We start from the raw sequence: 24,221 nt of genomic DNA, 5'->3' as shown, positions 1-24,221 counted from the left end.
TCCGGGTTGTCATCACAGTGAGAGCCAAGCCATGCTTCCCATTCGAAAAGCGGTATTTCCCGTTGCCGGCCTGGGCACGCGTTTCCTTCCGGCCACCAAGGCCATGCCCAAGGAAATGCTCCCCATCGTTGACCGGCCCCTGATCCAATATGCCGTCGAGGAGGCCGTGGCGGCGGGCATTACCGAATTGATCTTCGTCACCGGCCGCAACAAGCGCGCCATTGAAGACCACTTTGACCGCATGCCTGAATTGGAACGCGACCTGGAGTTGAAAAACAAGGTGGCGTTGCTGGACAGCGTGCGCAACGTGATTCCCGATTCCGTCAAATGCGTCTACACGCGCCAGCCGGCCGCGCTGGGGCTGGGCCACGCCGTGATGTGCGCGGCGGCCATCGTGGGCGACGAGCCGTTCGCGGTGCTGCTGGCCGACGACATGATCGACGCCGACACGCCGGTGATCGGCGAGATGATGAAAGTGGCGCGCGAGTTCGAAGGCAGCGTGCTGGCGGTGCAACACGTGCCGCGCAGCCAGACCAATCAGTACGGCATCGTGTCGGGCAAGCCGGCCTCGCAAAGCGTCGTGCAGGTGTCCGGCATCGTGGAAAAGCCCAAGCCCGAGGACGCGCCCAGCGAGCTCGCGGTGGTGGGCCGCTACATTCTTGAGCCCCAGATCTTTGACGCGCTCAAGGCCACGCAGCCGGGCGTGGGCGGCGAAATTCAATTGACCGACGCCATCGCGTCGCTGTTGCAGGATCGCAAGGTGTACGGCTACGAGTACGACGGCGTGCGCTACGACTGCGGCAGCAAGGAAGGGTTCTACCGCGCCACGATGGAAATCGGGCGCAAGTACCACGGCATGGTGGGGTGATGGGCTGGGGCGGGGCTAAGAGGCTGCCCCGCAGCCCCTTGGCCCCGCGCGGGGCCTGGAAGCCCTAAGCCGCCGCCGAGGGGTACTCGTTGCCGTTTGGGGCGTCGTTGCCGCTGCCCCGGTCGTCCGTGCCGGGCGCCGGCGGCGCGGCGGCCGCCAAGCGCTTGTGCGCGGTCGCGTCGTATTGCTTCAGGATCGTCTCGCGCGCATCGTCGCGTACCGGCCGGCCTTCCAGGAAATCATCGATCTCGTCGTACGAGACGCCCAGCGCCACCTCGTCCGGCAGGCCCGGCCGCAGCGATTCCAGGTCGGCCGTGGGGGCCTTGGTGATGAGCTTGGCGGGTGCACCCAGCACCACGCCCAGCGCGCGCACACGCCGCTTGGTCAGACCGCGTAGCGGCAGCAGGTCGGCCGCGCCATCGCCGTGCTTGGTAAAAAAACCCATCAGCGCTTCCGCCGCCTGGTCGGTGCCGATGACCAGGCAGTCCAGCGCGCCGGCAATCGCGTATTGCGCCACCATGCGTTGACGCGCCTTGATGTTGCCAGCGACGAAGTCTTCCGCTGCCTTGTCGGTGAATACCAATCCCGCTGCTTCCAGCGCGTCACGCTGGGCGTTTACCGCCGGCTTGATATCGACCTGCATGACGTGGTCCGCGCGAATGAAGTCCAGCGCGCGCGCGGCATCCTCTTCGTCGTGCTGTTCGCCGTACGGCAAGCGCACCGCCACGAAGAACGCGCGGCGTCCCTTCAGGCGCAGCCGCTCGGTGGCCAACTGCGCCATTCTTCCCGCCACCGTCGAATCCACGCCGCCGCTGATGCCCAGCACATAGCCGGATTTTCCGGTGTCTGACAAATAATTTTCCAGGAATGCGATCCGGCTTTCGAGCTCGCGGGCCGAGTCGAAGCCTTGTTGGACGCCGAGTTCACACGCAATGGCCGCCTGGCGATCTTGCGAGTTGGTATTCCGAGCCATGATCAGGTCTCCCTCCACAGTTGCGAATGCGGCGGACCGGCGTCCGCCATGTGCACCTGAGGGGCGGTAGCAAGTACCGAACCCGGCCCCGGATAGTCAGGGGGAAGCGGCTGGCGTCAGTGCAGTACCGGCATGTCGCGCACGACGGCGGGCGGTTGGGAACGACCCAGCCAACTTTCCACTTCCGTCTTCCAGCCGGCTTCCCAGGCGGCGACCTTGGCGCGCCATTCGGAAATGGGCTCGCCGGTGTGGCCGGGCATTTGTTGCGCCCGCAGGTAGGGGCAATCGAACAGGCTCCACCCGTTCCGGGCGGCCTGTGCACCCTGATTTTGGATGTCTTTTTCCATCTCGGAACCTTGATGTTTGTGTGAGCGCCGAGTATGAGCGCAGACCCTGACAGCTGCAATAGTGTGGCAGCACTAGACGGCATAGCGTGGCGGGACCCCCGGGGTCCGGCTTGGGCACGCTACGTGCTGGACAACGCATGCCAGGCATCGCCGCCGTTCGGGCGGATCGGAGCTGAAATGAAAACGCCAAACCCTACTCAGCCGTCTTCGGACGAAGCTCAAGCACACGCTGCGCGCAAGTCCACTTCCGGCCGTGGGCCGTGGCGGCAGTTCGCAACCTTTATCGGAGCGCTTGTGGCGATCTTGCTCGTGGTATGGGCGGTAGCGATCTGGCTGCGATAGCGGCCGTTCCTTCTTTGAGGTGAGCCTTATGGAAGTCACCAATGAATGGCTGCTGCGATGGCAAACCGCGGGCGGCGGCTATAACCAGAAGCAGCTGGCGCTGCTGGGCGTGCCGTGGCCGCCCAAGCGGGGGTGGAAGCACGACGTGCTGGATACCGAAATTCCCGACGACGTGGCGCGGGCGTTTCAGGTGCTGGCGGGCCACCGGAGTTCCGGGCAAGGGCAGGCCGGCGCCTGAAGCGCGCCGCGTTCCCCCTTAGCCGCCGTCGCGCAGATGGCGCACGATGTCCAGCAGGTTGTCCAGCGACACCGGCTTGCTGATGTGCGCGGAATAGCCGGCTTGCAGCGCCTCGTTCATGTCTTCCTTCGAACCAAAGCCGGTTAGTGCGATGGCCGGCACCGCGCTGTCCGGATGCTTTTCGCGAATGGCGCGGATCAACTCATACCCGTCCATGTCAGCCATGCCGATATCGGACAGCAGCAGATCGAACGGCGCATTCGCGAATGCTTCCAGCGCCTCGCGGCCACTGCCCACCGCCGTGACGCAGGCCTCTTCCATTTCGAGCAGCTCGCGCATGATGTGAAGAATATCCTCGGAGTCATCCACGATCAGCACCTTCAACCCTTTGAGGGGACTCTCGCCGGGTAGCGGCAGCTGCACTTCCTGTTGCTGTGTGTTGGCCAGCGCCATGCGCACGGTGAAGCGCGCGCCACGCCCATTGCCATCCGAATGCGCCTGGATGGTGCCGCCGTGGGCCTCAACCAGTTCGCTGGCCACCGCCAGGCCGATACCCAGGCCGGGGCTGGCCAGATTGCGCTGGCGCAGATCCGCCTGGCTGAACATGTCGAACACCTTGCCCAGGAACTGGGCGTCGATGCCCTGGCCGTTATCGATGACATCCAGCCGCAAGCGTTCGTCTTCCACGTCCAGCTTCAGCGTGACGGTGCCGCCCGGCGGGGTGAACTTGATGCCGTTGTTCAGCAGGTTCCAGATGATCTGCTCCACGCGCAGCGGATCGGCATTCAGATGGATGGCGCGGTTGGGGTCGAACTCGCCGCGCAGCGTCAGGCCTGCCGTGCTGGCCACGGGGCCCAGCACTTCAAGAATGTTGGTGGCTATCGCGGTGATATCGAATATCGATTGGTTCAGGCCCAGCTTGCCCGTGCGCACGCGGGAAAGGTCGAGCAGGTCGTCGATGATGCGCGCTTGCCCTTTGACCGACCGCTGGATCAGGTCTGCCGAGCGGGCTGCTGCCGGGGAATTGCGCACCGCCGGCGTGCGCGCCAGCAATTCCGCGTTCAGCTGGATCAGGTTCAGCGGATGCTTCAGCTCGTGCGACACCATGGCGAAGAATTCGTCCTTCAGCACGTTGTCGGCGCGCGCGCGGTCCAGGCGCGACTCTTGTTCGGCATCGCGCAGCTTCAGTTCCGTCACGTCGCGCACGATCTTCGCAAAGCCCTGATAGTGCGGGTCGTCCATGCGGTTGACGCCGCCCGTGCAGAAGATCAGGCCGCCGTCCTTGCGCCGGTGCCAGCGTTCGTCGGGCGCATAGCCGATATGCCGGGCGCGTTCCAGCTCTTTCTGTGGTCGGCCGGCTTCGTTGTCGGCGTCGGTAAAGATGATGGAGAACGACTTGCCGATGGCCTCTGAGCGGCTGTAGCCGAACATGGTCTCGGCGCCCACGTTCCAGTTGGTGATGATGCCGTCGTTGTCCAGCGTCAGGATGCCGAAGTCGCGCGCGCTTTCCGTCATCAGCTTCAGATGCGCTTCACCCAGCCGCACGCGGTCTTCGGCCTGGCGGCGGTCGGTGATGTCGATGAAGGTCAGCACCGCGCCTTCGATGCGGTGTTCGGCGCTGCGGTAGGGCAGCAGCCTGGCCAGATACCAACGGCCGGCGTCGCTGCACACTTCGCGTTCCACGGCGCGCAGGGATTCAAACACGCCTGCCGCGTCGCGCGCCATGTCGGGGTAGTCCAGCCGATGCGTGATGTCCAGCAGCGAGCGGCCCGCGTCGCTGTTGATGACGTTGAACACGTCGGTAGCGCGTGGCGTGAACCACTGGATGTGCATTTTGCGGTCGACGAACAACGTGGCGATGTCGGTGGACGCAATCAGGTTTTGCAAGTCGTCGTTGATCTTGGCCGTCTCGTCCACCTTGGACTTCAGTTCGGCGTTGACCGTGATGAGCTCTTCGTTGACCGACTGCAACTCTTCCTTGCCCGTTTCAAGCTCTTCAGTGGCCGAGCGCAGCTCTTCGTTGATGGCCTGCAACTCTTCGTTGGAAGCCTTCAATTCTTCGGTGGAGGTCTCGGATTGTTCGATAGTGGATTGCAGCTGGTCCTTCGTGCCTTGCAGCTCGGCCTCCAGCTGCGTCAGCACGGCCGAGGCGCCGACGATGGGCGCGATGGCTTCGGGGCTCATCACGTCTTCCACTTCGTCAAACAGCACCAGCATGTAGTCGTTGGACGTTTCTTCGTGGCGAAACGGCCGCACCACCATGTTGACGTAGGCCTGGCGGTCTCCGATCTTCATCTTGACGCGGCGCGCCTCGACGCTTTTGCGCGTGTGCAGCGCCTGGAACATTGCCGTGCGCAGTTCGGTGCGCAGTTCCGGATAGACCAGGGACGGCAGGTTGCGCGACGGTTCGCCGCCGCCATGGCGCAAGAACCTGCCGGCCCGTTCCGACATGTGCACGATGTCGCTTTCGGCGTCCACGATGACACTGGGCGGCGCGTACATCTCCAGCGCGCGCTGGTGGACATCGGCGTACGACACCTTGTTGTGGCGGTTGCGCGTCAAGGGCGCGGCGGCGGTGCTGGGGCGTTCGAACGCGTGGGCGGCCGGCAACGCCGGCACGTTGCGCAGCTGCGCGGGCGTTTCCTTGGCCACGTAGATACGGTTGCGCTTGTCCACCACCTGGAACAGTCGGGGGCAGGCATCGGCCGATTCCGAGCTGCCCAGGAACAGGTATCCCCCGGGCTTGAGCGCAAAGTGGAACATGCGCAGCACGTCTTGCTGAACCTCGCGGTCCAGGTAGATCAGCAGGTTGCGGCAGCTGACCAGGTCCAGCTTGGAAAACGGCGGGTCGCGCAGCACGTTGTGCACGGCGAACAGCACGCGTTCGCGCACTTCTTTCTTGATGCGGTATTCGTGTTCCAGCCGGGTGAAATAGCCTTGCAGCAGGCTGGACGGCACGTCCGCTTCGATTGCCATGGAATAGGCGCCCGCGCGGCCGGTGGCCAAAGAGGCCTCGTCGATGTCGGTGGCGAATAGCTGGATCTTCTGGCTGTAGTTGAGCGCGTCGGCGCGCGCGCTGAGCAGGATCGCCAGCGAATACGCCTCTTCGCCGGTCGAGCAGCCCGCGACCCAGACCCGCATGGGACTGCCGGGATTTTTCTGGTGCCGCTCGAACAGCTTGGCCAGCACGAAATTATCCAGCGACGTAAAAGCTTCTTTGTCGCGAAAAAACTGCGTCACGCCAATCAGCATGTCCGATAGCAACAGCGGCGTTTCTTCCACGCGGTCTTGCAGCAGCTTGCCGTATGCGGTCAAGGTGGACACGCCGGTCACCTGCATGCGGCGTTCGATGCGCCGCAGGACCGTCGCGGTCTTGTAATGGCGAAAATCGTGGCCGGTGCGGGCGCGCAGCAGCGTCAGGATGTCGCGCAACGCGTTGCGGTCTTTTTGGTCGGGATCGGCTGCGTGCTCTGCGTCGGCCGCCGATCCGGTGGCCTGGGACAGCCGTGGGAAATGGATGGCCGCCATGTTGTCGGCAATCTGCTTGAGCCGCTCGGGCATGGCCGCCACCGGCAAAATGATGTCCACCATGCCGGTCGCGATGGCGCTGCGCGGCATGGCGTCGTGTTCGGCGTCTTCGGGCTGCTGCGCGAACGTGACGCCGCCCTGTTCCTTGATGCGCGCCAGGCCCACCGACCCGTCCGACCCGCCGCCCGTCAACACGATGCCGACCGCGCGCGTGGTGTGCACGTCGGCCAGCGTGCGGAAGAATTCGTCGATGGCGACGCGCGTGCCTTGCGGTTGGCTGGCGGGCGACACGCTTAAATAGCCGTCGTTCATCGCCAGCATCGAGGCCGGCGGGATGACGTAGACGTGGTTGCTCTGGATGCGCTGCGGGTGGGTCACCTGCACGACCGGCATGCGGGTCGTGGCTTGCAGGATCTTGTCCAGCACGCTTTCGTGGTCGGGCGACAAATGCACGATCACCACGTAAGCCATGTTGGATTCGTCGCGGGTGTTCGAAAAGAAATCCTGTAGCGCTTCGATGCCCCCCGCCGAGGCGCCGAGGCCCACAACAGGAAAGTGCAAATCGCTGATGGCAAGACCCGGCTTGTTGACCGGCGCTGAAGGAACGTTGGACATGGGGGGGAGGGCTCGCGATGGGCTGCGTTGCCTGGGATGATACAGCCGGACAAGGCAGTCGGGGGGCCTATGTCGGGTACGTGACTTGCTGCATGGCGGGCAGATTCCATTCCGGTCAGACACCCCTCATGCCAGACGCTTTCTCTTGCACCCCAGCGGCGCGCGACCCCGGCCGATGCGCCGGGTCGCTGGTCGTCATTTCTCCGCACCTGGACGACGCGGTATTCAGCTGCGGGAGCCTGCTTGCCCGGTGTCCGGGCAGCACGGTCGTCACCGTATTCACCGGCGTGCCGCCAGACCCGGGCGTGCTGACGGACTGGGACCGCGCCTGCGGATTCGCCAGCGCCGGCGAATCGCTGCGCGCGCGCCATGAAGAAAACCGCCGCGCCCTGGGCATGCTGGGTTGCGAGGGCCGTTCGCTGGACCTGCTGGATTGCCAATATATCGACTGCCCGGATGCGGGCATGCCCCGGCTGACCGAGGCGCTGCTCAGCACGGTGCACGAGCTGGCGCCGGACGCGGTGGCGATACCGCTGGGCCTGTTCCATGGCGATCACATCCGGGTCAGCGACGCGGCGCTGCTGACCTGGGAAACCTGGCCCGGCATGTCATGGTTCCTGTATGAAGACGCGCCGTATCGCGCCCAGCCGGGCGCCGTGCAGCAGCGGCTGGTCCAGTTGCACGCGCGCGGGCTGATGCTGACGCCAGCCAGTTTCGCGGGCGATCCCGCCGACAAGGCAGACGCCATTGCCGCCTACGCCAGTCAGATCAAGGGGTTCAACGGCCTGCCCGAAGACCTGTCCCGGCCCGAGCGCTATTGGCGCCTGTCCAGCAAAGGGGACTGCCCGTGAGCGAAGAGCGCGTATCCATTGTGGTGCTGACCCACAACCGCTGGCGCGAACTGCGGCGCACGCTTGAACGGCTGGATGCGTTTTGCCGGGGCTACCCCGTCATCGTGGTGGACAACGGGTCCACCGACGGGACGGCCGATCATTTACAGCAGGAATTTCCGGCGGTGCTGCTGGTGCGCGTGGGCAAGAACCTGGGCGCGGCGGGGCGCAATCACGGCGTGGCTCAAGTCACCACGCCCTACGTCGCTTTCTGCGATGACGACACCTGCTGGGCGCCCGGGGCGCTGGAACGCGCGGCCGACCTGCTGGACGCGCATGCCGAGATTGCCGTGCTGAACGCCCGCATCCTGGTCGGCGCGGACGCGCGGCTGGACCCCGCTTGCGCGGCCATGGCGCAAAGTCCCTTGCCGGCGTTGGCCGGCATCGGCCCCGAGCTGGTCGGCTTCATGGCGGGGGCGAACGTGATGCGCACCCGCTCGTTCATGGACGCAGGCGGCTACTGGGAACCGTTTTTCATCGGCGGCGAAGAAACCTTGTTAAGCCTGGACATCATGGCTGACGGGGGCCGCATCGTTTACGCGCCCGACCTGGAAACCTACCACTGGCCGTCCAAGTCGCGCGATGCGCCGTTGCGTCGCCGGATGCTGGCGCGCAACGCCTTGTGGACCGCGTGGCTGCGGCTGCCGGCGGGCATGGCGGCCCGGCGCAGCCTGGCCGTGCTGCGTGATCTGCCCGGCTGGCCCGAGCGCCTGCGCGCCTGCCGCGACGCGCTGGCCGGATGGGAGTTGATCCGCGAGCACCGTCGCCGCCTGGACCCAGCCACCTGCGAAAAGCTCAACACCGTCTGGCAGACGGAAGCCGCAGGGTGACGCGGGGCGGTTCATCATTCCCAATGCAACCCACCGCGTCCGCCGTGGACGCCGTCAACAGGAGGACCCACATGAACACCTTGCCCCAGACCCGCCACCGCGAGGCGGCAGAACAAGCCGTACAGCTGGCCATGCCGATGCTGGAGGCGGCCCGCGCCGATCGGCGCGTAGGCGAGAGCGGCTTCTTGCACGTGGTGATCCTGGACCCCCAGGCGCGGCCCGCCGACGGCGATTTTGAATCGGCCATCCTGTACGAAAAAAGCATCGGCGACACGTCCACGTGGGACGCCGACTATGGCGCCTATGCGCGCGCCAAGGCGCGCTTGAGCTGGCGTACCGGCCGGCCCAGCCACGAGGTGCTGGCGTTGCAACCGCATCTGGTTGCCCAGGGCGACGTGCTGGTCTGGGGCAGCGCGGTGGTCGATGGCGTGGTGGTGGCGGTCAGCGGCGCCAACCCCTGGTTTGACGAAGCACTGTCCGGCGCCATCGCGCATCTGTTCAAAGCCTGCGTGCACGCCCAGGTGGACGCCCAAGCCAGCGCCTGAGCCAGCGCCCAAGTCCGCGCGGCCTGATTTTTCCGCACCCCCTTTCACCCGGAACCGGTACGCGCGGAACGGCATTTGCTGGCCCCGGCGCTCATCGTTTTGAGGGCCGGTCCCATGAAAGAAGCAGACGCCAGCGCGAATGATTTCGCTCGCAAGGAAGTCAACCGCACCATCTGGGCGGCGCTGTGGAAGTATCGACGTCGCACCGGCGCGGCGGTGGCATTGCTGGTGGCCGCCAAGCTGCTGATGGTGCTGGTGCCGGTCGTTCTGAAAACGATCGTTGACACCTTCAGCGCGCCAGGCCCGCTGATGCTGCCCGTGTTCCTGTTGTTGGCCTATGCCTTGATCCGCTTTGGCGGCAGCGTGTTCACCGAGCTGCGGGATGTGGTCTTCGTCAAGGTGGCCCAGCGCACCGTCGCCGACTTCACGGTGCGAGTGTTCGGGCAGCTGCAACAGCTGGGCGCGCGCTTTCACGGCGCCCGCAATACCGGCGGACTGGCGCGCGATGTCGAACGCGGCACGGCCGGCCTGGGTTTTCTGCTGGGCACGGGCTTGTTCACCCTATTGCCCACCTTGGTCGAAATCGTTTCCGTGGTGCTGATCCTGGTAATGGGCTACAGCGCCTGGTTCGCGCTGATTGTCACGGTGACGTTCGTTGCCTATTTTTCCTACACCACGGTGCTGGTCAGAAAGCGCGTCAGATATCAACGCCGATTGAACGAACTGGATTCCCGGGCCAGCGGCCAGATGGTTGACAGTTTGCTGAATTACGAGGCAGTGAAACTCAACGCGAACGAAGCGCTGGAATCTTCACGCCTGAGCCGCATCCTGAACGAATGGACCGAGGTGGGCATCCGCAACCAGCGGTCGTTGTCGCGGCTGCATGTGGGGCAGTCGGGCATCATCGCCTGCGGCGTGGCGGCGGTGATGCTGCTGGCCGGGCAGCAGGTGGTCACCGCGCAGATGACGGTGGGCGACCTGGTGCTGGTCAACGCCTACATCATCCAGATATGCCTGCCGCTCAATACGCTGGGCCTGATATTCCGGCAGGCCAAGGAAGCGTTTGTGAACGCCGAACGCGTGTGCGATCTGCTGCGGCATCCGCCTGAAACGGGCGATGACCCCAACCTGCCCGCGCTGGACCCGGGCGCGGGCGAAATACGTTTCGAGGGCGTGAGCTTTGGCTACGACCCCGGCCGGCAGATTTTGTGGGACATCGATTTCACCGTGCCCGCCGGCACCACGCTGGCGGTGGTGGGCGGCAGCGGCTCGGGCAAATCCACCCTGGCCCGCCTGCTGTTCCGCTTTTACGACCCGGATGCCGGGCGCGTCCTGATCAACGGGCAGGACCTGCGCACGGTCAACGTGCGCAGCCTGCGCCGCGCGCTGGGCATCGTGCCGCAAGACACGCTGCTGTTCAACGAGACCATTGCCTACAACATCGCCTACAGCCGGCCCGAGGCCACGCGCGACCAGGTCGTGCAAGCGGCGCGGGGCGCGCGGGTGCATGACTTTATCGAAAGCCTGCCCGACGGCTACGAGACGCCGGTGGGCGAGCGTGGCGTGATGCTGTCCGGTGGCGAACGGCAGCGCATCGCCATTGCGCGGGCCATCTTGAAAAACCCGTCCATCGTGGTGTTCGACGAAGCCACCTCGGCGCTGGATACGCGCACTGAACGCGCCATTCAGGGCGAATTGGAGCGCATCTCGCGCGGGCGCACCACGCTGATCATCGCGCACCGCCTTTCCACGATTGTTCACGCGCATAACATTCTGGTGCTGGACCGGGGCCGTGTGATCGAGCAGGGCCGTCATGAAGACCTGCTCAAGCGGCAGGGCATGTACGCGCAGATGTGGGCGCTGCAACGCCAGCAGTCCGCCTTGGAAGAAGCCATGGGGCGCGAAACGCGCCAGCCCGTGAACCTGGTGGCCGTGGTGGCGGGCGTGCTGGACGCCGCGCGCGAACTGGCGCAGGACAAGGGCGTGAACGTGTACACGACCATCGGCAACGAGGCCGCGCGCATCACCGGCGACCCCAGTTCGTTGCAGCAGCTGGTGTGGGACATGTGCCTGCACGCCATTGCCGTTACGCCGATGGGCGGCCGCATCGAGATACGCCTGCAACGCGAAGGGCAGATGACGCGGCTTGCCGTCACGGACGGCCGGACGGTGGCGGCGCAGCCGGATGAGCCGGAGGCTGTGCCCGCTGACATTTCGCTGAACATGCCCGAGCCGCTGCGCGCCGCCGCTGCGTTGGACCCGGCGCAATTGGCGGCGGAGGTGCAGCGCCAGGGCGGTGCGTTCCACAGCACCACGGGGCCGGCCGGCGGGCTGACCTATTGCGCTGATTTTCCGGTGCGCGCGGTAGAGGCGACCGCGTTGCGCGCCGACGTCGGCCTGCCCGACCTGCAAGGCGCCACGGTGATGGTGGTGGATGACCAGCCGGAAGCGGGCGACATGGTGGCAGAGATCCTGCGGTCCAACGGCGCCGACGTTTCGCAATGCACGACGGGCCAGGAAGTGTTGAAGGCGTTCGCCGACCTGCCGCCCGACCACTGGCCGCGCGTGCTGATCTGCGACCTGTCGCTGGGAGACATGGACGGCTACGAGGTCGTGGGCCGCATTCGCGACATGGAAGCGCGGCGCGGCGCGTCGCTGGCGCATCGGCTGCCGGCCATCGCGCTGTCGGGCCACGTCAGCCCCGAGTACCGCTTGCGCAGCTTGCTGGCGGGCTTTCAGGTGCATCTGGCCAAGCCGGTGGACCCTAACGAATTGCTGGCGACCGTGGGCGCAATGCTGCCGCCCGCCGGTGGCAAACGGGCTGAGAAAGGCACTGACAAAAGCGCAGACAAAAGCGCAGAAAAAAGCGCCGACAAAGGCGCAGAGGGCACCGAGGCCTGAGCGTGCGATACGGCACTTCTTACCGTGCGTGTAAGAAGTGCCGTGTCCAAAACCCGACCCCTGAATATCGACACGTTGCATCGCCGTGGTGGCGTGCGCTTTGGCACACCACTTGCTCATCGTTGGCTTGGAAACAGGCACGATCAACGGAGTCGGACCATGAAAAGAATTGCCATCATCAGTGAGCATGCCTCGCCGCTTGCAATTGCAGGCAGCGTGGACAGCGGCGGCCAGAACGTTTATGTGGCGAATGTGGCGCGCGAACTTGCGCGCGCCGGCATGCAGGTGGATGTGTTCACCCGCAAGGACAACCCCGCGTTGGAGGCCGAGCAGACCATGATGCGCGGCGTGCGTGTCGTGCATGTGCCGGCAGGCCCCGACAGCTACCTGCCCAAAGAAAAAATGCTGCCGTACATGGATGAATTCTCGGCCTTCCTGCTGCGCTATTTCGGCCGGCAGGGGCGCGGCTATGACGTCATCCACGCCAACTTTTTCATGTCCGCGATGGCCGCGCTTCCCGTGGCCCAGCACTTCGGCATTCCGCTGGCAGTGACCTTCCACGCGCTGGGCAAGGTGCGCCGCCGCCACCAGCAAGAGGCCGACCTGTTTCCCGACGTGCGCTTTGATATCGAAGACGAAATCACGCGCCGCGCCGACCGTATCGTGGCCGAGTGCCCGCAAGACCGGGCCGACCTGATCGAACTGTATGGCGCCGACCCCCGTCGCATCGAGATCGTGCCTTGTGGTTACGACGCCGCCGAAATGGCGCCGCGTCCCGTCGCCGCATCCCGCGCCGCACTGGGCTGGGACGATTCCGCATTCACGCTGTTGCAGCTGGGCCGGATGGTGCCGCGCAAGGGCGTTGACAACGTCATCCGTGCCCTGGGGCGCCTGCGCCACCAGCATGGCGTGAACGCGCGGCTGTGCATCGTGGGCGGAAACAGCGATAGCGCCGACGAGGTCTCGACGCCCGAGATCGGCCGGCTGCGCCGCATTGCCGACGAAGAGGGCGTAGCGCAATGGGTGGAATTCACCGGGCGCCGTCACCGCGACCAGCTGGCCACCTATTACAGCGCCAGCGACGTGTTCGTGACCACGCCGTGGTACGAGCCCTTTGGCATTACGCCGGTCGAAGCCATGGCCTGCGGCAAACCCGTGGTCGGCTCTGACACCGGCGGCATTCGCAGCACGGTGGTGCATGGCAAGACGGGTTTCCTGGTGCCGCCCCGCGATCCGGACGCGCTGGCGCAGCGCCTGGCCGAGCTGGCCGCCGATGCGCAATTGCGCGCCCGCATGGGCGAGGCCGGCCGGATGCGCGCGCGCCGTCTCTATACCTGGAAGCGGGTAGGCCAGGACCTGATGTCCGTCTACGGGCACATGGTGGCCGGCGCCGTCCACGCGGATCGCCACGCCACGCGCATTGCGGCTTGATCCGACATAGCCCTCGAATAACCCCGGACCGGGTCCGGACCAATCACGGAGTACACGATGACCGACCTTGCGAACAACCACTTTGAAAGCCTGAAAGGGCGCTGCGTGCTGGTGACCGGCGGAGGCAGCGGCCTGGGCGCGGCGCTGTGCGAAATGTTGGCGGCGGAAGGCGCCAGCGTTGCGGTGACCGACGTCGATGAACAGCGCGCCACCGCGCTGGCTCGCCGGCTGTCGGAGCAGGGCGCCAACGTCATGGCCTGCATCATGGACGTGGGTGTGGTGGCCGACGTGCGCGAAGGGCTGGACGCGGTGGTGCGCCAGTTCGGCAAGCTGGATGCCATTGTCAATAGCGCGGGCGTGGACGTGACCGCGCCCATCGATGACCTGGACCCCGACGTGTGGGAACGCGTGCTGCGCACCAACCTGACGGGGCCCTTCCTGATGGCCAAGCTGGGTAAGGACCGGCTCAGCCCGGGCGGCCACATCGTCAACGTGGCCTCCACCGCCGCGCGCCGCGCGTGGCCCAATGCCAGCGCCTATCACGCCAGCAAGTGGGGCTTGATGGGCTTGTCGCATGCGTTGCACGCCGAGCTGCGCGGCGCGGGCATCAAGGTCAGCGCGGTGATTGCGGGCGGCATGCGCACCCCGTTCCTGCTTGACCGCTTTCCGGACATCGATACCAACACGCTGCAAGACGCCGCCAATGTGGCGCGCGCCGTGCGCTTCGTGTTGACGCAGCCGGAAGAAACGGTGGTGCCTGAAATCATGGTGCTGCCGATGAAGGAAACGTCATGGCCTTGAGGCCGGCGGTCTTTCTGGACAAGGACGGCACGGTGTTGGCGGACGAACCCTACAACGTGGACCCCGCGCGCATGGCCTACGCGCCCATGGCGCTGGCGGGCCTGTCGCGCCTGGCCGCCTCGGACCTGCCGCTGGTGGTCATCAGCAACCAGTCGGGCGTGGCGCGCGGCATGTTCGCGGCCAGCGCCCTGGATGCCGTGCACGTGAAGTTGGCGTCGATGTTCATGGCGGCCGGCGCCCACCTGGAAGGCTTCTATTGGTGCCCGCACCATCCCGACGGCGTGGTTCAGGGCTACGACATCGAGTGCGATTGCCGCAAGCCCAAGCCGGGCCTGCTGCTGCGCGCGGCCGACGAGCTGGGCCTGGACCTGCGCGCGTCCTGGTTCATCGGCGACATCCTGGACGACATCGAAGCGGGCAACCTGGCCGGCTGCCGCACCATCTTGCTGGACGTCGGCAACGAAACCGAATGGCGCGAGGGTCCCCACCGGCTGCCGCACTGCCGCGCGCCCGACCTGGACGCCGCCGCGCAGATCGTGCTGTCGAACCCGCCGGTGCCGCTGGCGCCGGGCAAGGGGTGACCATGGCCTGGAACTGGCAGGAATGCGCGCACGTGCTGTGCATACGCCTGGACAACATGGGCGACGTGGTGATGTGCACGCCCGCGTTTCGCGCGCTGCGCCAGGCGGGTGCACGGCGCCTGTCCTTGCTGACGTCCCATTCCGGTGCACGCGTTGCAGCCTATATCCCGGAGGTAGACACCGCGCTGGCGTACGACCCGGCGTGGGTCAAGAACGATTCGCACGGCCGCGACCAGGACCTGGACGCCATCGCGCGTGTGCGGGCGCTGCGGCCCGATGCCGCCGTGATCTTCACCGCGTACAGCCAAAGCCCGCTGCCCGCCGCGCTGCTGTGCCACCTGGCCGGCGTACCGCGTGTGCTGGCGCACTGCCGCGAAAACCCATATCGGCTGATCTCCGACTGGGTGCGGGAAACCGAACCGGCCTCGGGCATCCGCCACGAAGTGCAGCGCCAGCTGGACCTGGTGGCCAGCGTCGGGGCGCATTGCGACAACGCCCGCATGTCGTTCCGGGTCAGCGATTCGGACCGTTTTTCGCTACAGGCCAAACTGCACCGCGCGGGCGTGACCGAGACGGGCGGCTGGATCTGCGCGCATGCGGGCGCCACCGCGTCGTCACGGCGCTATCCGGCGCGGCAGATGGTGCAGGCGCTGGTCGAGCTGCGCGGCGATGGCCGCCGCATCCTGCTGCTGGGTGGGCACGAGGACGCCGAGCTGGCCGTGGCGCTGGCCGAAGCGCGGCAACTGCTGCCCGGCCTGATCGACCTGTCCAACGGCCTGACGCTGGGCGAACTGGGCGCGGCGCTTGAGGCGTCGGCGCTGATGATCTGCAACAACAGCGGGCCGGCGCACATTGCCGCCGCGTTGGGCGTGCCGGTGGTGGACCTGTACGCCCTGACCAATCCGCAACACACGCCGTGGCAGACGCCCGCGCGTGTGCTGAACCACGACGTGCCCTGCAAATACTGCTATCGCAGCGTGTGCCCGGAAGGACACCAAGCTTGCCTTGCCGGCGTTGCGCCCACTCAGGTGGCGACGGCGGCGCGGGAACTGTTGAACGAGACTCGCGTGGACCTGTTCGGTCCTCGCGCGGCCAAGGAGACCACCCATGTACACACTAGGCATTAACGCGGCCTACCACGACTGCTCCGCCACGCTCGTGCGGGACGGCATCGTCCTTGCGGCGGCCGAGGAAGAGCGCTTCACGCGGGTCAAGCACGGCAAGCGCCCGGTGCCCTTCACCACCTGGCAACTGCCGTACTACGCCATCGACTACTGCCTGTCGGTGGCGGATATCCGGCTGCGCGACGTGGATCACATCGTCTATTCGTACGACCCCGCGCTGCTGGCCGACGGCCAACCCCGGCCGCTGGATATCGCGCTGCCGCTGGAGCCATCGCGCGCCGGCTTCGGACCCAATGGCGAGTCCCCCTGGGACCCGCTGTTCTTGTCCTATCTGGTGAACGCGCCGCGCCAATTGCTGGATGGGGCGCCGCACCACTTGAAGTCGCCGCGCTTTGACGACCTGACGCTGGAACATATCCTGGACCGCTGGGTGTACCTGGACCACCACCTGTCGCACGAGGCCAGCGCGTTCCTGGCCGCGCCGTGCAAGGAATCGGCGGTGTTGACGATGGACGGGCGCGGCGAAAAGACCACCACCAGCTATGGCCATTTTTCGGGCGGCGAGTACGCGCGGCTCAAGCAGATCGACCTGCCGCATTCGCTGGGCCTGCTGTACGAAGACGTCACGCGCTATCTTGGATTTCTGCATTCTTCCGACGAATACAAGGTGATGGCGCTGGCCTCGTTCGGCAAGCCGAAGTACCGCGCCGAATTTCGCGACATCCTGCGGCTGGAGGAAGAGGGCGGCTATTCCTTGCAGCCCGCTCGCCTGGCCGAGCGCTTCGGCCCGCCGCGCCGGCGCGGTGCGCCCTTCGAAGAGAAGCACAAGGATATCGCTAGCTCGTTGCAATACGTGTTGGAAGAGACCGCGCTGCACATGGTGCAGTGGCTGCATGAAAAGACGGGCGCCAAGGACCTGTGCATGGCGGGCGGCGTGGCGCTTAACTGCGTGATGAACGCGCGCATCGCCAAGGACGGGCCGTTCGATTCCGTCTGGGTGCAACCGGCGGCGGGCGACTCCGGCACGTCGCTGGGCGCGGCGCTGTACGTGGACTATCACCGGCGCGGCTGCAAGCGCGAATGGTCGATGGAACACGCCTACCTGGGCCCTTCGTACGGCGACGAGGAAATCGAACGTTTCCTCTACAACTCGCGCTTGGAGTTCCGGCGGCTGGACGACGTGGCGGGCGAGGCGGCCGCCTTGCTGGCCCAGGAAAAGATCCTGGGCTGGTTCCAGGGGCGCATGGAATTCGGCCCGCGCGCCCTGGGTGCGCGGTCCATCCTGGCCTCGCCGCTGGATAGCGGCATGCAGGCGCGCTTGAATGGCTTGAAGGACCGCGAGGACTTCCGGCCCGTGGCGCCCGTGGTGCTGGAAGAACGGGCGGCGGAGTGGTTTGATGGCCGGGGCGCACCCTCGATCTGCGCGCCATTCATGCTGTTCGTCTATGACGTGCTGCCGCATCGCGCGCAGCAGATTCCGGCCGTGCGGCACATAGACGGCACGGCGCGCGTGCAAACCGTCAGGCACGATCAGAACCCGCGCTATTACGATTTGCTGGTGGCCTTTGAGCGGCTGACGGGCGTGCCCGTGCTGGTGAACACATCGTTCAACACGCGCGGGGAACCGGTGGTGTGCTCGCCCCGCGACGCCGTGGAATGCTTCTGGACGTCGCCGCTGGATGCGCTGGTGATCGGTTCGTATCTGGTCGAGAAACCACGATGAGCGACGACGCGTCCATTCTGGTGTCGGTGGTGGTGCCTACGTATCGGCGCCCCGACCTGCTGGCGCGCTGCCTGGAGGCGGTGGGCAACCAGCGTTTTCCGCGCGACCAGTACGAAGTGCTGGTGTGCGACGACGCCGCGCTGGCCAGCACGCGTCGCCAGGTCGAAGCCTTGCAGGCGGCCTGGGGCGGGCGGCCGGCACTGCGTTATCTTCCGGTGGTGGGCACACGCGGCCCGGCCGGCGCGCGCAACCAGGGCTGGCAAAGCGCTCGCGGCGAAATCATTGCGTTCACCGACGACGACACCATCCCCCAGCCCGATTGGCTGGGGCATGGCGTGCTGGCGCTGCGGCCCAACCTGGCGGCGGTGACCGGCGTGACGGAAATGCCGCTGCCCGATCCGCCCAGCGACTACGAACGTGATGCGGCCGGCCTGACGCGGTCTGAATTCATCACCGCCAATTGCTTCGTGCGGCGCACGGCGCTGCAAGTGGTAGGGGGCTTTGACACCCGCTACACCATGGCGTGGCGCGAAGATTCAGACTTGCATTTTGCCTTGCTGGACCATGGCTTTTCGGTGCAGCGCGCGCCCTTGGCACGCGTGCTGCATCCGATGCGCCCGGTGCGGTTCGCGGCGGGCCTGGGCATGCAGAAAAAAGTGATGTTCGACATGCTGTTGCGCAAGAAATACCCCCTGCTGTATCGCAGCCGCATCCGGTCGCGCCCGCCACGCTTTTACCTGGGGGTGACGGCGGCGGCGGTGGGCGCGGTGGCGTTGGCGGCGCTGGGCTATTTCACTGCCGCCGTCGCGGCGGCGGGCGCGTGGCTGGCGTTAAGCGTGCATTTCTTCATGCGGCGCTTGCGCGGCACGCGCCGCAGCTTGCGCAACGTGGTCGACTTGGCGATCACGTCGGCCTGCATCCCGCTGCTGTCCATCTGGTGGCGGCTGGTCGGCCTGCTGCGGTTTGCCAGGAGCGAACCATGACGCCGCTGTTCGATCCCTTGCGCCCGCCCGCCACGCTCGTGGTGTTTCGCGCCTTGCAATTGGGCGACATGCTGTGCGCGGTGCCCGCTTTGCGCGCATTGCGGCGTGCGTTTCCGCACACGCGCATCGTTCTGGTGGGCCTGCCCAACGCGCATGAGTTCGTTGACCGCTTTCACGCGTATGTGGACGAGCTGATCGAATTTCCCGGCATACCGGCCTTTCCCGAACAGCAGCCACGTCCGGACGATCTGCCGGCGTTCTACCGGCGCGTGCGCGCGTTGCACGCCGACGTGGCCTTGCAGTTGCACGGCAGCGGCACGCAGTCCAATCCCATCGTCGCGCAGTTGGGCGCGGGGCGCTGGGGCGGCTTTGTGGCGGACCCGACCGCGCAGATTCCCGGCTGCCGCATGTTGTGGCCGGACGACCTGCCCGAGCCGCGCCGCTATCTGGCCTTGTTGCGATACCTGGGGCTGCAAGCGGATGACGATGCGCTGGAATTTCCGGTGTCGCAGACCGATCAGCGCGATGCCGAGGCATTGATGCGCAAGCATGCGCTGGACCCCGCCAAGCTGATCCTGATGCACGTCGGCGCGCGGCTGCCGTCGCGGCGTTGGCCCTTGGAGCGATACGCGGCGCTGGCCGGCGAACTGTCGCGAAAGGGTTGGCAGGTGGCCTTGACCGGCATGCACAGCGAGATGCCGCTGGTGCAGTCGCTGCAAGACCAGGCGGGCGTGCCGCTGACCAACCTGTGCGGGCAGACCAACCTGGGCAGCCTGGCGGCGCTGCTGACGATGTGCCGTCTGCTGGTGTGCAACGACACGGGCGTGTCGCACGTGGCGGCGGGCGTGGGCGCGATGAGTGTCGTCATCGCCTGCGGCAGCGACCAGCGGCGCTGGGCGCCCATCGACAGCGCACGCCACGTGGTGCTGGCCGCCGACATGGCGTGCCGCCCCTGCGCGTTCGAGGAATGCCCCATCGGGCACCCGTGCGCCTTGGCGGTGACGGTGCCCGACGTACTGGGGCAAGTTCAACATCAACTCAAAGGGGCCGTGCAATGACGCAGTCCGTGGCGGCGCCGCGTCGGCGCCTGCGCATTCTGACCTGGCATGTTCATGGCAATTATCTGTATGCCCTGAGCCATGTGCCGCATGACTTTGTGGTGCCTTCCCTGCCGGGCAATCCGTCGGGCTATGGCGCGCTGGGCCGCAAGATACCGTGGCCCGCGAACGTGGTGCAGGTGCCCGCCGAGAACCTGCGCGGCATGGCGTTCGACTGCGTGCTGTACCAGTCGCGGCAGAACCTGGCGGATGCGCCGCGCTGGCTGAACGAGGCGCAACGCGCGCTGCCCAGCGTCTACCTGGAACACAACCCGCCCGAGCCGCATCCCACCGATACGATGCATCCCTTTCGGCACGAGCGCGGCCTGGTCGTGCACGTGACCCCGTTCAACGCCGCGATGTGGGACTCGGACGGCATGCCGGTGCGCATCGTCGAGCACGGCGTGCCGCCGCCCGATGTCAGCTATGACGGCGGCAACGCGCGAGGCATCGTGGTCATCAACCACCTGGGCCGCCGCGGCCGCCGCTTGGGCCGCGACCTGTTTGACCAGCTGCGCGCGCAAACGCCCATGGACCTGATCGGCATGGGCTCGGAGGAATTGGGCGGGCTGGGCGAAGTGCCCAATATGGAAGTGGGCGCCGTGATGGCGCGGTATCGCTATTTTTTCAGCCCCATCCGCTATGCCAGCCTGGGCCTGTCCTTGGTAGAGGCCATGCTGTGCGGCGTGCCGGTGGTGGGCTTTGCCACCACCGAACTGCCGACCGTGATCAAGAACGGTGAAAACGGCTATGTGGATACGCGGCCTGACCGGCTGCTGGCGGTGGCGCGGCAACTGGTGGCCGAGCCCGAACTGGCGCGGGCCTGGGGCGCGGCGGGGCGCCGGACCGCGCTGGAACGCTTTGGCATGGGCCGCTTTATTTCTGATTGGATAGATGTGTTCGACACGATCCTGGAGGCAGCATGATGAACGATATTCCACGTAGCGGCCGCGCGCTGGTGGCGGGCGGGGCGGGCTTTCTGGGCTCGCACCTTTGCTCGCGGCTGTTGAACGACGGGTGGGAAGTGATATGCGTCGACAATTTCCAGACGGGGCGGGCGTGCAACGTGTCGCCGCTGGCCGCGCACCCGCGCTTTACCGTCATGCGCCACGACGTGGTCGACAAGCTGCCGCGCGTGCGCGTGGACCGCATCTACAACCTGGCGTGCCCGGCCTCGCCCGTGCACTATCAGGCCGACCCGCTCAAGACGCTGCGCACGTGCGTGCTGGGCGCGATGCAACTGCTGGAACTGGCGCGCGATGTCGGCGCGCGGGTGTTGCAGGCATCCACCAGCGAGGTCTATGGCGACCCGCTGGAGCATCCGCAGGGTGAAGGCTACTGGGGGCACGTGAACCCGGTGGGGCCGCGCTCTTGTTATGACGAGGGCAAGCGCTGCGCGGAAACGATTTTCATGGAATATGCGCGGCGCGAAGGCGTGGTGGTGAAGATTGCGCGCATCTTCAATACCTATGGGCCGCGCATGGCGCCGGATGATGGGCGCGTTGTGTCGAACTTCATCGTGCAGGCGCTGGCGGGGCAGCCGCTGACCGTCTACGGCGATGGTACCCAGACGCGTTCGTTCTGTTATGTGGACGACCTGATCGACGGCCTGGTCCGCCTGATGGAAAGCCCCGAAGACCTCGCGCAGCCGGTCAACCTGGGCAACCCGGCCGAACTGACGATGCTGGAAATGGCCGACATGGTGCGCAAGCTGACCGGCTCCCGCGTGCCGCTGGTGCACCGCGAATTGCCGGTGGACGATCCCACGCACCGATGCCCCGACATCACGCTGGCGCGTACCCGGCTGGGGTGGAGCCCCAGGGTGGACCCGGCCGAGGGCATCGCGCGCACGGTGGCGTACTTCGCGGCCGAGGCCAAGCGCACGCGTCCGGCGGACGGGCCGGTCCAGCACGCCGAACACGCCGAACACCCCGAACACGCCGTGCCTGGCGCCAGCGTGCGCCGCTACGCGCCCGCAGACCGGGCATAGCGATTGCTGCGTGCTCCCGCATGCGGCGCCATCCTGTCGCCGCGCACATCGCCCACCAAGGAGCACGTGATGACTACCAAGCCACACTCCCATCAGGACGACCCGCAGGCGGCGGACCGCAAGCCCGTGCCGGAATCGGAACGCACGCTGGCGGGGCGCCCCGCGGACCCCAACCGTACCGGCGCCGGCCAACAAGTGCCGCCCGGCATGCACCCCGACGACGTCTGGGACCCGGGCAACTCCACGCCGGACGCGCCGCCGGTAGACAACCGGTCGGGCACCTCAAGGAGCAAATAATGAAAGCTGTTGTATTTCACGGCATCGGCGACATCCGTCTGGACACCGTCCCCGACCCCGTCTTGCAGGAAGACAACGACGCCATCGTGCGCCTGACCGCCAGCGCCATCTGCGGCACCGACCTGCACTTTATTCGCGGCACCATGGAATCCATGAAGCCCGGCACCATCCTCGGCCATGAAGGCGTGGGCGTGGTCGAGCAACTGGGGCCCGGCGTGCGCAACCTGAGCGTGGGCGACCGCGTGGTGATTCCGTCCACCATCGCCTGCGGCTATTGCTCGTACTGCCGCGCCGGCTATTACGCGCAGTGCGACGTGGCCAACCCCAACGGGCGCGATGCCGGCACCTCGTTTTATGGCGGCCCGCAGTCCACCGGCCCGTTCAACGGCTTGCAGGCCGAGCTGGCGCGCGTGCCGTTTGCCAACGTCAACCTGGTCAAGGTGCCGGACGGCGTCAGCGACGAGCAGGCATTGATGCTGTCGGACATTTTCCCCACCGGATATTTCGGCGCCGACCTGGCCGACATCAAGCCCGGCCACACCGTGGCGGTGTTCGGCTGCGGGCCGGTGGGGCAGTTTGCCATCGCGTCGGCCAAGCTCATGCACGCCGGCCGGATCTTTGCCGTGGACACCGTGCCCGACCGGTTGGCCATGGCGCGCGCCCAGGGCGCCGAGGTCATCGATTTCAATGCGGAAGACCCCGTAGCGTGCATCAAGGGCTTGACGGGCGGCATTGGCGTGGACTGCGCCATCGATGCCGTGGGCGTGGATGCGGTGCATGCGCACGACGGCCCGGCGGGCGATGCGGAAACGAACGCGTCAATGGAAGAAGAGGCGCGCAAGGGTGCGCCCCATGCCAAGCCGGACGGCGAGAACTGGCGGCCGGGCAACGCGCCGTCGCAAGCGTTGCAATGGGCGGTGCAGGCGCTGGCCAAGGCCGGCACGCTGTCGATCATCGGCGTATATCCGCCCAATGACCGCACGTTTCCGATCGGCGAGGCCATGAACAAGAACCTGACCTTGCGCATGGGCAACTGCAATCACCGCAAATACGTGCCGATGCTGATGGAGCTGGTGCGCACAGGCGCGGTGGACCCGGCGGCCATCCTGACGCGACAAGAGCCGTTGACGCAGGCGGTGGATGCGTTCAAGGCATTCGACACCCGCCAGCCCGGCTGGCTGAAGGTTCAGTTGGAGCCGGCGGCGTAATGGGTGCGGCTGGGTTCGGCTGGATGCGGCTTTGGCGGCCGGACGGGCAGGTGGGGTCGGCCCCGTGCTTGCTGCTCGGGCAGGGCGCCGGCTTGAGCTGACGCGCAGGCCGGCGCCTTGGCCTTACTTTCGATTCGGCCGGGCCGGGTCGACCGGACGTCCGTAGACGTCCTTGCCTTCCTCGGCTTGCGAGCCGCCGGCCGGATAGCCCGAATTGGTATTCGGGTCGCGATTGACTTCGCCTTGCGGAGGCCCGTCGGCCGCGGGTTGGCCGGTGGCGCCCTTTTCGGCGGGGTCCACGTGCGGCGAGGGCGGCGGGTTGGGGGCGGGCGCGGGTTTGGAATCGGTCATGGTTCCTCCTGGCAGGGTGCGGCTTGCGTGCCTTGCGGGATGCGCGGCGTCGGCACAGGTTCAGCAACTGCCATTCCTGAAGGAGACGGTATGTTCACTCACATCCAAATCGGCGCGCGCGATTGGCCGCGACTGGTGGACTTCTATGACGCCGTGTTGGCGCCGCTGGGTTTGGCGCGGCGCAACGCCATCGACGACGCAGGGCCGGAAGGCGTGATCTGGGGCGTGGGCTCGGCGCGCTGGCCGACGTTTGTGGTCGCGCCCCCGTTCAACGGCTTGCCCGCCACCTGGGGCAATGGCTGCCAGGTCAGTTTCGAGGCGCCGTCCGAAGACGTGGTGCGCCAGTGCTGGACCGCAGCGCTGGCGCACGGCGCGGTGGACGAAGGCGCGCCCGGCTTGCGCAGCCGGTACGCGCCCGACTTCTACGCCGCCTACTGCCGCGACCCCGAGGGCAACAAGCTGGCCTTCGTATGCGCCAGCCGGCACGAAAAGTCGACCGCAGGCCCATCGGAACGTCCTTCGGCAAACCCTTCAGCAAGCCCTTCAGCAAGCCCTTCG

At 66.5% G+C, this 24,221-nt stretch carries 22 protein-coding genes; 18 read left to right on the top strand and 4 right to left on the bottom strand.

The window, feature by feature from the left end:
• Positions 1-31 precede the first annotated feature (31 nt).
• The gene (gene galU, locus YH64_RS20935; RefSeq protein WP_046807134.1) at positions 32-868 is read left to right on the top strand and encodes a UTP--glucose-1-phosphate uridylyltransferase GalU; all 837 of its coding nucleotides are present in this window, start codon (positions 32-34) and stop codon (positions 866-868) included.
• Positions 869-932: 64 nt separating this feature from the next.
• Here galU and nadE read toward each other — a convergent pair whose 3' ends face one another.
• Together nadE and YH64_RS20925 are read right to left on the bottom strand one after the other, a co-directional pair.
• Positions 933-1,841 carry an ammonia-dependent NAD(+) synthetase gene (gene nadE, locus YH64_RS20930; RefSeq protein WP_082134640.1) on the bottom strand — a complete coding sequence of 303 codons (909 nt, stop codon included), beginning with the start codon at positions 1,839-1,841 and terminating at the stop codon, positions 933-935.
• Between the two features lie 116 nt (positions 1,842-1,957).
• The gene (locus tag YH64_RS20925; RefSeq protein ID WP_046807135.1) at positions 1,958-2,188 is read right to left on the bottom strand and encodes a CrpP-related protein; all 231 of its coding nucleotides are present in this window, start codon (positions 2,186-2,188) and stop codon (positions 1,958-1,960) included.
• A 370-nt stretch (positions 2,189-2,558) separates the two neighbouring features.
• Between YH64_RS20925 and YH64_RS20920 the strand changes: the two genes are divergently transcribed.
• On the top strand, positions 2,559-2,768 hold the full coding sequence (locus tag YH64_RS20920; protein WP_046807136.1) for a hypothetical protein: 210 nt from the start codon (positions 2,559-2,561) through the stop codon (positions 2,766-2,768).
• A gap of 18 nt (positions 2,769-2,786) precedes the next feature.
• Here the strand turns inward: YH64_RS20920 and YH64_RS20915 are convergent, their stop codons facing one another.
• Positions 2,787-6,911 (bottom strand): CheR family methyltransferase, encoded by a 4,125-nt coding sequence (locus YH64_RS20915; RefSeq protein ID WP_046807137.1) that lies wholly within the window; start codon positions 6,909-6,911, stop codon positions 2,787-2,789.
• Positions 6,912-7,039: 128 nt separating this feature from the next.
• On the opposite strand from YH64_RS20915, the gene YH64_RS20910 reads away from it, so the two are divergent.
• From YH64_RS20910 to YH64_RS20840, 15 genes are all read left to right on the top strand, one after another.
• Complete coding sequence (locus YH64_RS20910) at positions 7,040-7,762, top strand: PIG-L deacetylase family protein (RefSeq protein WP_046807138.1); 723 nt, start codon at positions 7,040-7,042, stop codon at positions 7,760-7,762.
• Entirely contained in the window at positions 7,759-8,631 is an 873-nt protein-coding gene (locus tag YH64_RS20905) for a glycosyltransferase family 2 protein (RefSeq protein WP_104144153.1), read from the top strand. The genes YH64_RS20910 and YH64_RS20905 overlap by 4 nt, the downstream gene beginning before the upstream one ends.
• Before the next feature lie 71 nt (positions 8,632-8,702).
• Positions 8,703-9,176, top strand: a complete 474-nt coding sequence (locus tag YH64_RS20900) for a hypothetical protein (protein WP_046807139.1) — start codon at positions 8,703-8,705, stop codon at positions 9,174-9,176.
• Between the two features lie 114 nt (positions 9,177-9,290).
• Complete coding sequence (locus YH64_RS20895; protein WP_046807140.1) at positions 9,291-12,077, top strand: ATP-binding cassette domain-containing protein; 2,787 nt, start codon at positions 9,291-9,293, stop codon at positions 12,075-12,077.
• A gap of 159 nt (positions 12,078-12,236) precedes the next feature.
• On the top strand, positions 12,237-13,508 hold the full coding sequence (locus tag YH64_RS20890) for a glycosyltransferase family 1 protein (protein ID WP_046807141.1): 1,272 nt from the start codon (positions 12,237-12,239) through the stop codon (positions 13,506-13,508).
• Positions 13,509-13,565: 57 nt separating this feature from the next.
• Positions 13,566-14,309 carry an SDR family oxidoreductase gene (locus YH64_RS20885; RefSeq protein ID WP_046807142.1) on the top strand — a complete coding sequence of 248 codons (744 nt, stop codon included), beginning with the start codon at positions 13,566-13,568 and terminating at the stop codon, positions 14,307-14,309.
• On the top strand, positions 14,300-14,890 hold the full coding sequence (locus YH64_RS20880) for an HAD-IIIA family hydrolase (RefSeq protein ID WP_046807143.1): 591 nt from the start codon (positions 14,300-14,302) through the stop codon (positions 14,888-14,890). Before YH64_RS20885 ends, YH64_RS20880 begins: the two co-directional genes overlap by 10 nt.
• Positions 14,891-14,892: 2 nt before the next feature.
• A complete protein-coding gene (locus tag YH64_RS20875) occupies positions 14,893-16,017 on the top strand; it encodes a glycosyltransferase family 9 protein (protein WP_052946115.1) in 1,125 nt (374 codons plus the stop codon).
• Positions 15,998-17,737, top strand: coding sequence for a carbamoyltransferase C-terminal domain-containing protein (locus YH64_RS20870; protein WP_046807144.1), 1,740 nt, complete (start codon positions 15,998-16,000; stop codon positions 17,735-17,737). Before YH64_RS20875 ends, YH64_RS20870 begins: the two co-directional genes overlap by 20 nt.
• Positions 17,734-18,720 (top strand): glycosyltransferase family 2 protein, encoded by a 987-nt coding sequence (locus YH64_RS20865; protein ID WP_143215475.1) that lies wholly within the window; start codon positions 17,734-17,736, stop codon positions 18,718-18,720. Before YH64_RS20870 ends, YH64_RS20865 begins: the two co-directional genes overlap by 4 nt.
• Positions 18,717-19,778 carry a glycosyltransferase family 9 protein gene (locus YH64_RS20860; RefSeq protein WP_046807146.1) on the top strand — a complete coding sequence of 354 codons (1,062 nt, stop codon included), beginning with the start codon at positions 18,717-18,719 and terminating at the stop codon, positions 19,776-19,778. Before YH64_RS20865 ends, YH64_RS20860 begins: the two co-directional genes overlap by 4 nt.
• A complete protein-coding gene (locus tag YH64_RS20855; RefSeq protein ID WP_046807147.1) occupies positions 19,775-20,743 on the top strand; it encodes a glycosyltransferase in 969 nt (322 codons plus the stop codon). Before YH64_RS20860 ends, YH64_RS20855 begins: the two co-directional genes overlap by 4 nt.
• Positions 20,743-21,807, top strand: coding sequence for a UDP-glucuronic acid decarboxylase family protein (locus YH64_RS20850; RefSeq protein WP_082134641.1), 1,065 nt, complete (start codon positions 20,743-20,745; stop codon positions 21,805-21,807). The genes YH64_RS20855 and YH64_RS20850 overlap by 1 nt, the downstream gene beginning before the upstream one ends.
• A 69-nt stretch (positions 21,808-21,876) precedes the next feature.
• Positions 21,877-22,104, top strand: a complete 228-nt coding sequence (locus tag YH64_RS20845) for a hypothetical protein (RefSeq protein WP_143215474.1) — start codon at positions 21,877-21,879, stop codon at positions 22,102-22,104.
• Positions 22,104-23,312 (top strand): zinc-dependent alcohol dehydrogenase, encoded by a 1,209-nt coding sequence (locus tag YH64_RS20840; RefSeq protein WP_046807149.1) that lies wholly within the window; start codon positions 22,104-22,106, stop codon positions 23,310-23,312. The genes YH64_RS20845 and YH64_RS20840 overlap by 1 nt, the downstream gene beginning before the upstream one ends.
• A gap of 123 nt (positions 23,313-23,435) precedes the next feature.
• On the opposite strand, the gene YH64_RS20835 is transcribed toward YH64_RS20840, so the two are convergent.
• Complete coding sequence (locus YH64_RS20835; RefSeq protein WP_046807150.1) at positions 23,436-23,663, bottom strand: hypothetical protein; 228 nt, start codon at positions 23,661-23,663, stop codon at positions 23,436-23,438.
• 90 nt (positions 23,664-23,753) lie between these two features.
• On the opposite strand from YH64_RS20835, the gene YH64_RS20830 reads away from it, so the two are divergent.
• On the top strand, positions 23,754-24,221 hold a 468-nt coding region (locus YH64_RS20830), incomplete at its 3' end, for a VOC family protein (protein WP_143215473.1).

Origin of the sequence: Achromobacter sp. LC458 (assembly GCF_001005835.2) — a bacterium.
Classification (GTDB): Bacteria; Pseudomonadota; Gammaproteobacteria; order Burkholderiales; family Burkholderiaceae_B; genus Achromobacter; species Achromobacter spanius_B.
This window is presented reverse-complemented; position numbering and strand designations above follow the sequence as displayed.

Coding starts and splice junctions, on each gene's coding strand:
- galU (WP_046807134.1), top strand. CDS start 32: ATGCTTCCCATTCGAAAAGCGGTATTTCCCGTTGCCGGCCTGGGCACG.
- nadE (WP_082134640.1), bottom strand. CDS start 1,841: ATGGCTCGGAATACCAACTCGCAAGATCGCCAGGCGGCCATTGCGTGT.
- YH64_RS20925 (WP_046807135.1), bottom strand. CDS start 2,188: ATGGAAAAAGACATCCAAAATCAGGGTGCACAGGCCGCCCGGAACGGG.
- YH64_RS20920 (WP_046807136.1), top strand. CDS start 2,559: ATGGAAGTCACCAATGAATGGCTGCTGCGATGGCAAACCGCGGGCGGC.
- YH64_RS20915 (WP_046807137.1), bottom strand. CDS start 6,911: ATGTCCAACGTTCCTTCAGCGCCGGTCAACAAGCCGGGTCTTGCCATC.
- YH64_RS20910 (WP_046807138.1), top strand. CDS start 7,040: ATGCCAGACGCTTTCTCTTGCACCCCAGCGGCGCGCGACCCCGGCCGA.
- YH64_RS20900 (WP_046807139.1), top strand. CDS start 8,703: ATGAACACCTTGCCCCAGACCCGCCACCGCGAGGCGGCAGAACAAGCC.
- YH64_RS20895 (WP_046807140.1), top strand. CDS start 9,291: ATGAAAGAAGCAGACGCCAGCGCGAATGATTTCGCTCGCAAGGAAGTC.
- YH64_RS20890 (WP_046807141.1), top strand. CDS start 12,237: ATGAAAAGAATTGCCATCATCAGTGAGCATGCCTCGCCGCTTGCAATT.
- YH64_RS20885 (WP_046807142.1), top strand. CDS start 13,566: ATGACCGACCTTGCGAACAACCACTTTGAAAGCCTGAAAGGGCGCTGC.
- YH64_RS20880 (WP_046807143.1), top strand. CDS start 14,300: ATGGCCTTGAGGCCGGCGGTCTTTCTGGACAAGGACGGCACGGTGTTG.
- YH64_RS20875 (WP_052946115.1), top strand. CDS start 14,893: ATGGCCTGGAACTGGCAGGAATGCGCGCACGTGCTGTGCATACGCCTG.
- YH64_RS20870 (WP_046807144.1), top strand. CDS start 15,998: ATGTACACACTAGGCATTAACGCGGCCTACCACGACTGCTCCGCCACG.
- YH64_RS20865 (WP_143215475.1), top strand. CDS start 17,734: ATGAGCGACGACGCGTCCATTCTGGTGTCGGTGGTGGTGCCTACGTAT.
- YH64_RS20860 (WP_046807146.1), top strand. CDS start 18,717: ATGACGCCGCTGTTCGATCCCTTGCGCCCGCCCGCCACGCTCGTGGTG.
- YH64_RS20855 (WP_046807147.1), top strand. CDS start 19,775: ATGACGCAGTCCGTGGCGGCGCCGCGTCGGCGCCTGCGCATTCTGACC.
- YH64_RS20850 (WP_082134641.1), top strand. CDS start 20,743: ATGAACGATATTCCACGTAGCGGCCGCGCGCTGGTGGCGGGCGGGGCG.
- YH64_RS20845 (WP_143215474.1), top strand. CDS start 21,877: ATGACTACCAAGCCACACTCCCATCAGGACGACCCGCAGGCGGCGGAC.
- YH64_RS20840 (WP_046807149.1), top strand. CDS start 22,104: ATGAAAGCTGTTGTATTTCACGGCATCGGCGACATCCGTCTGGACACC.
- YH64_RS20835 (WP_046807150.1), bottom strand. CDS start 23,663: ATGACCGATTCCAAACCCGCGCCCGCCCCCAACCCGCCGCCCTCGCCG.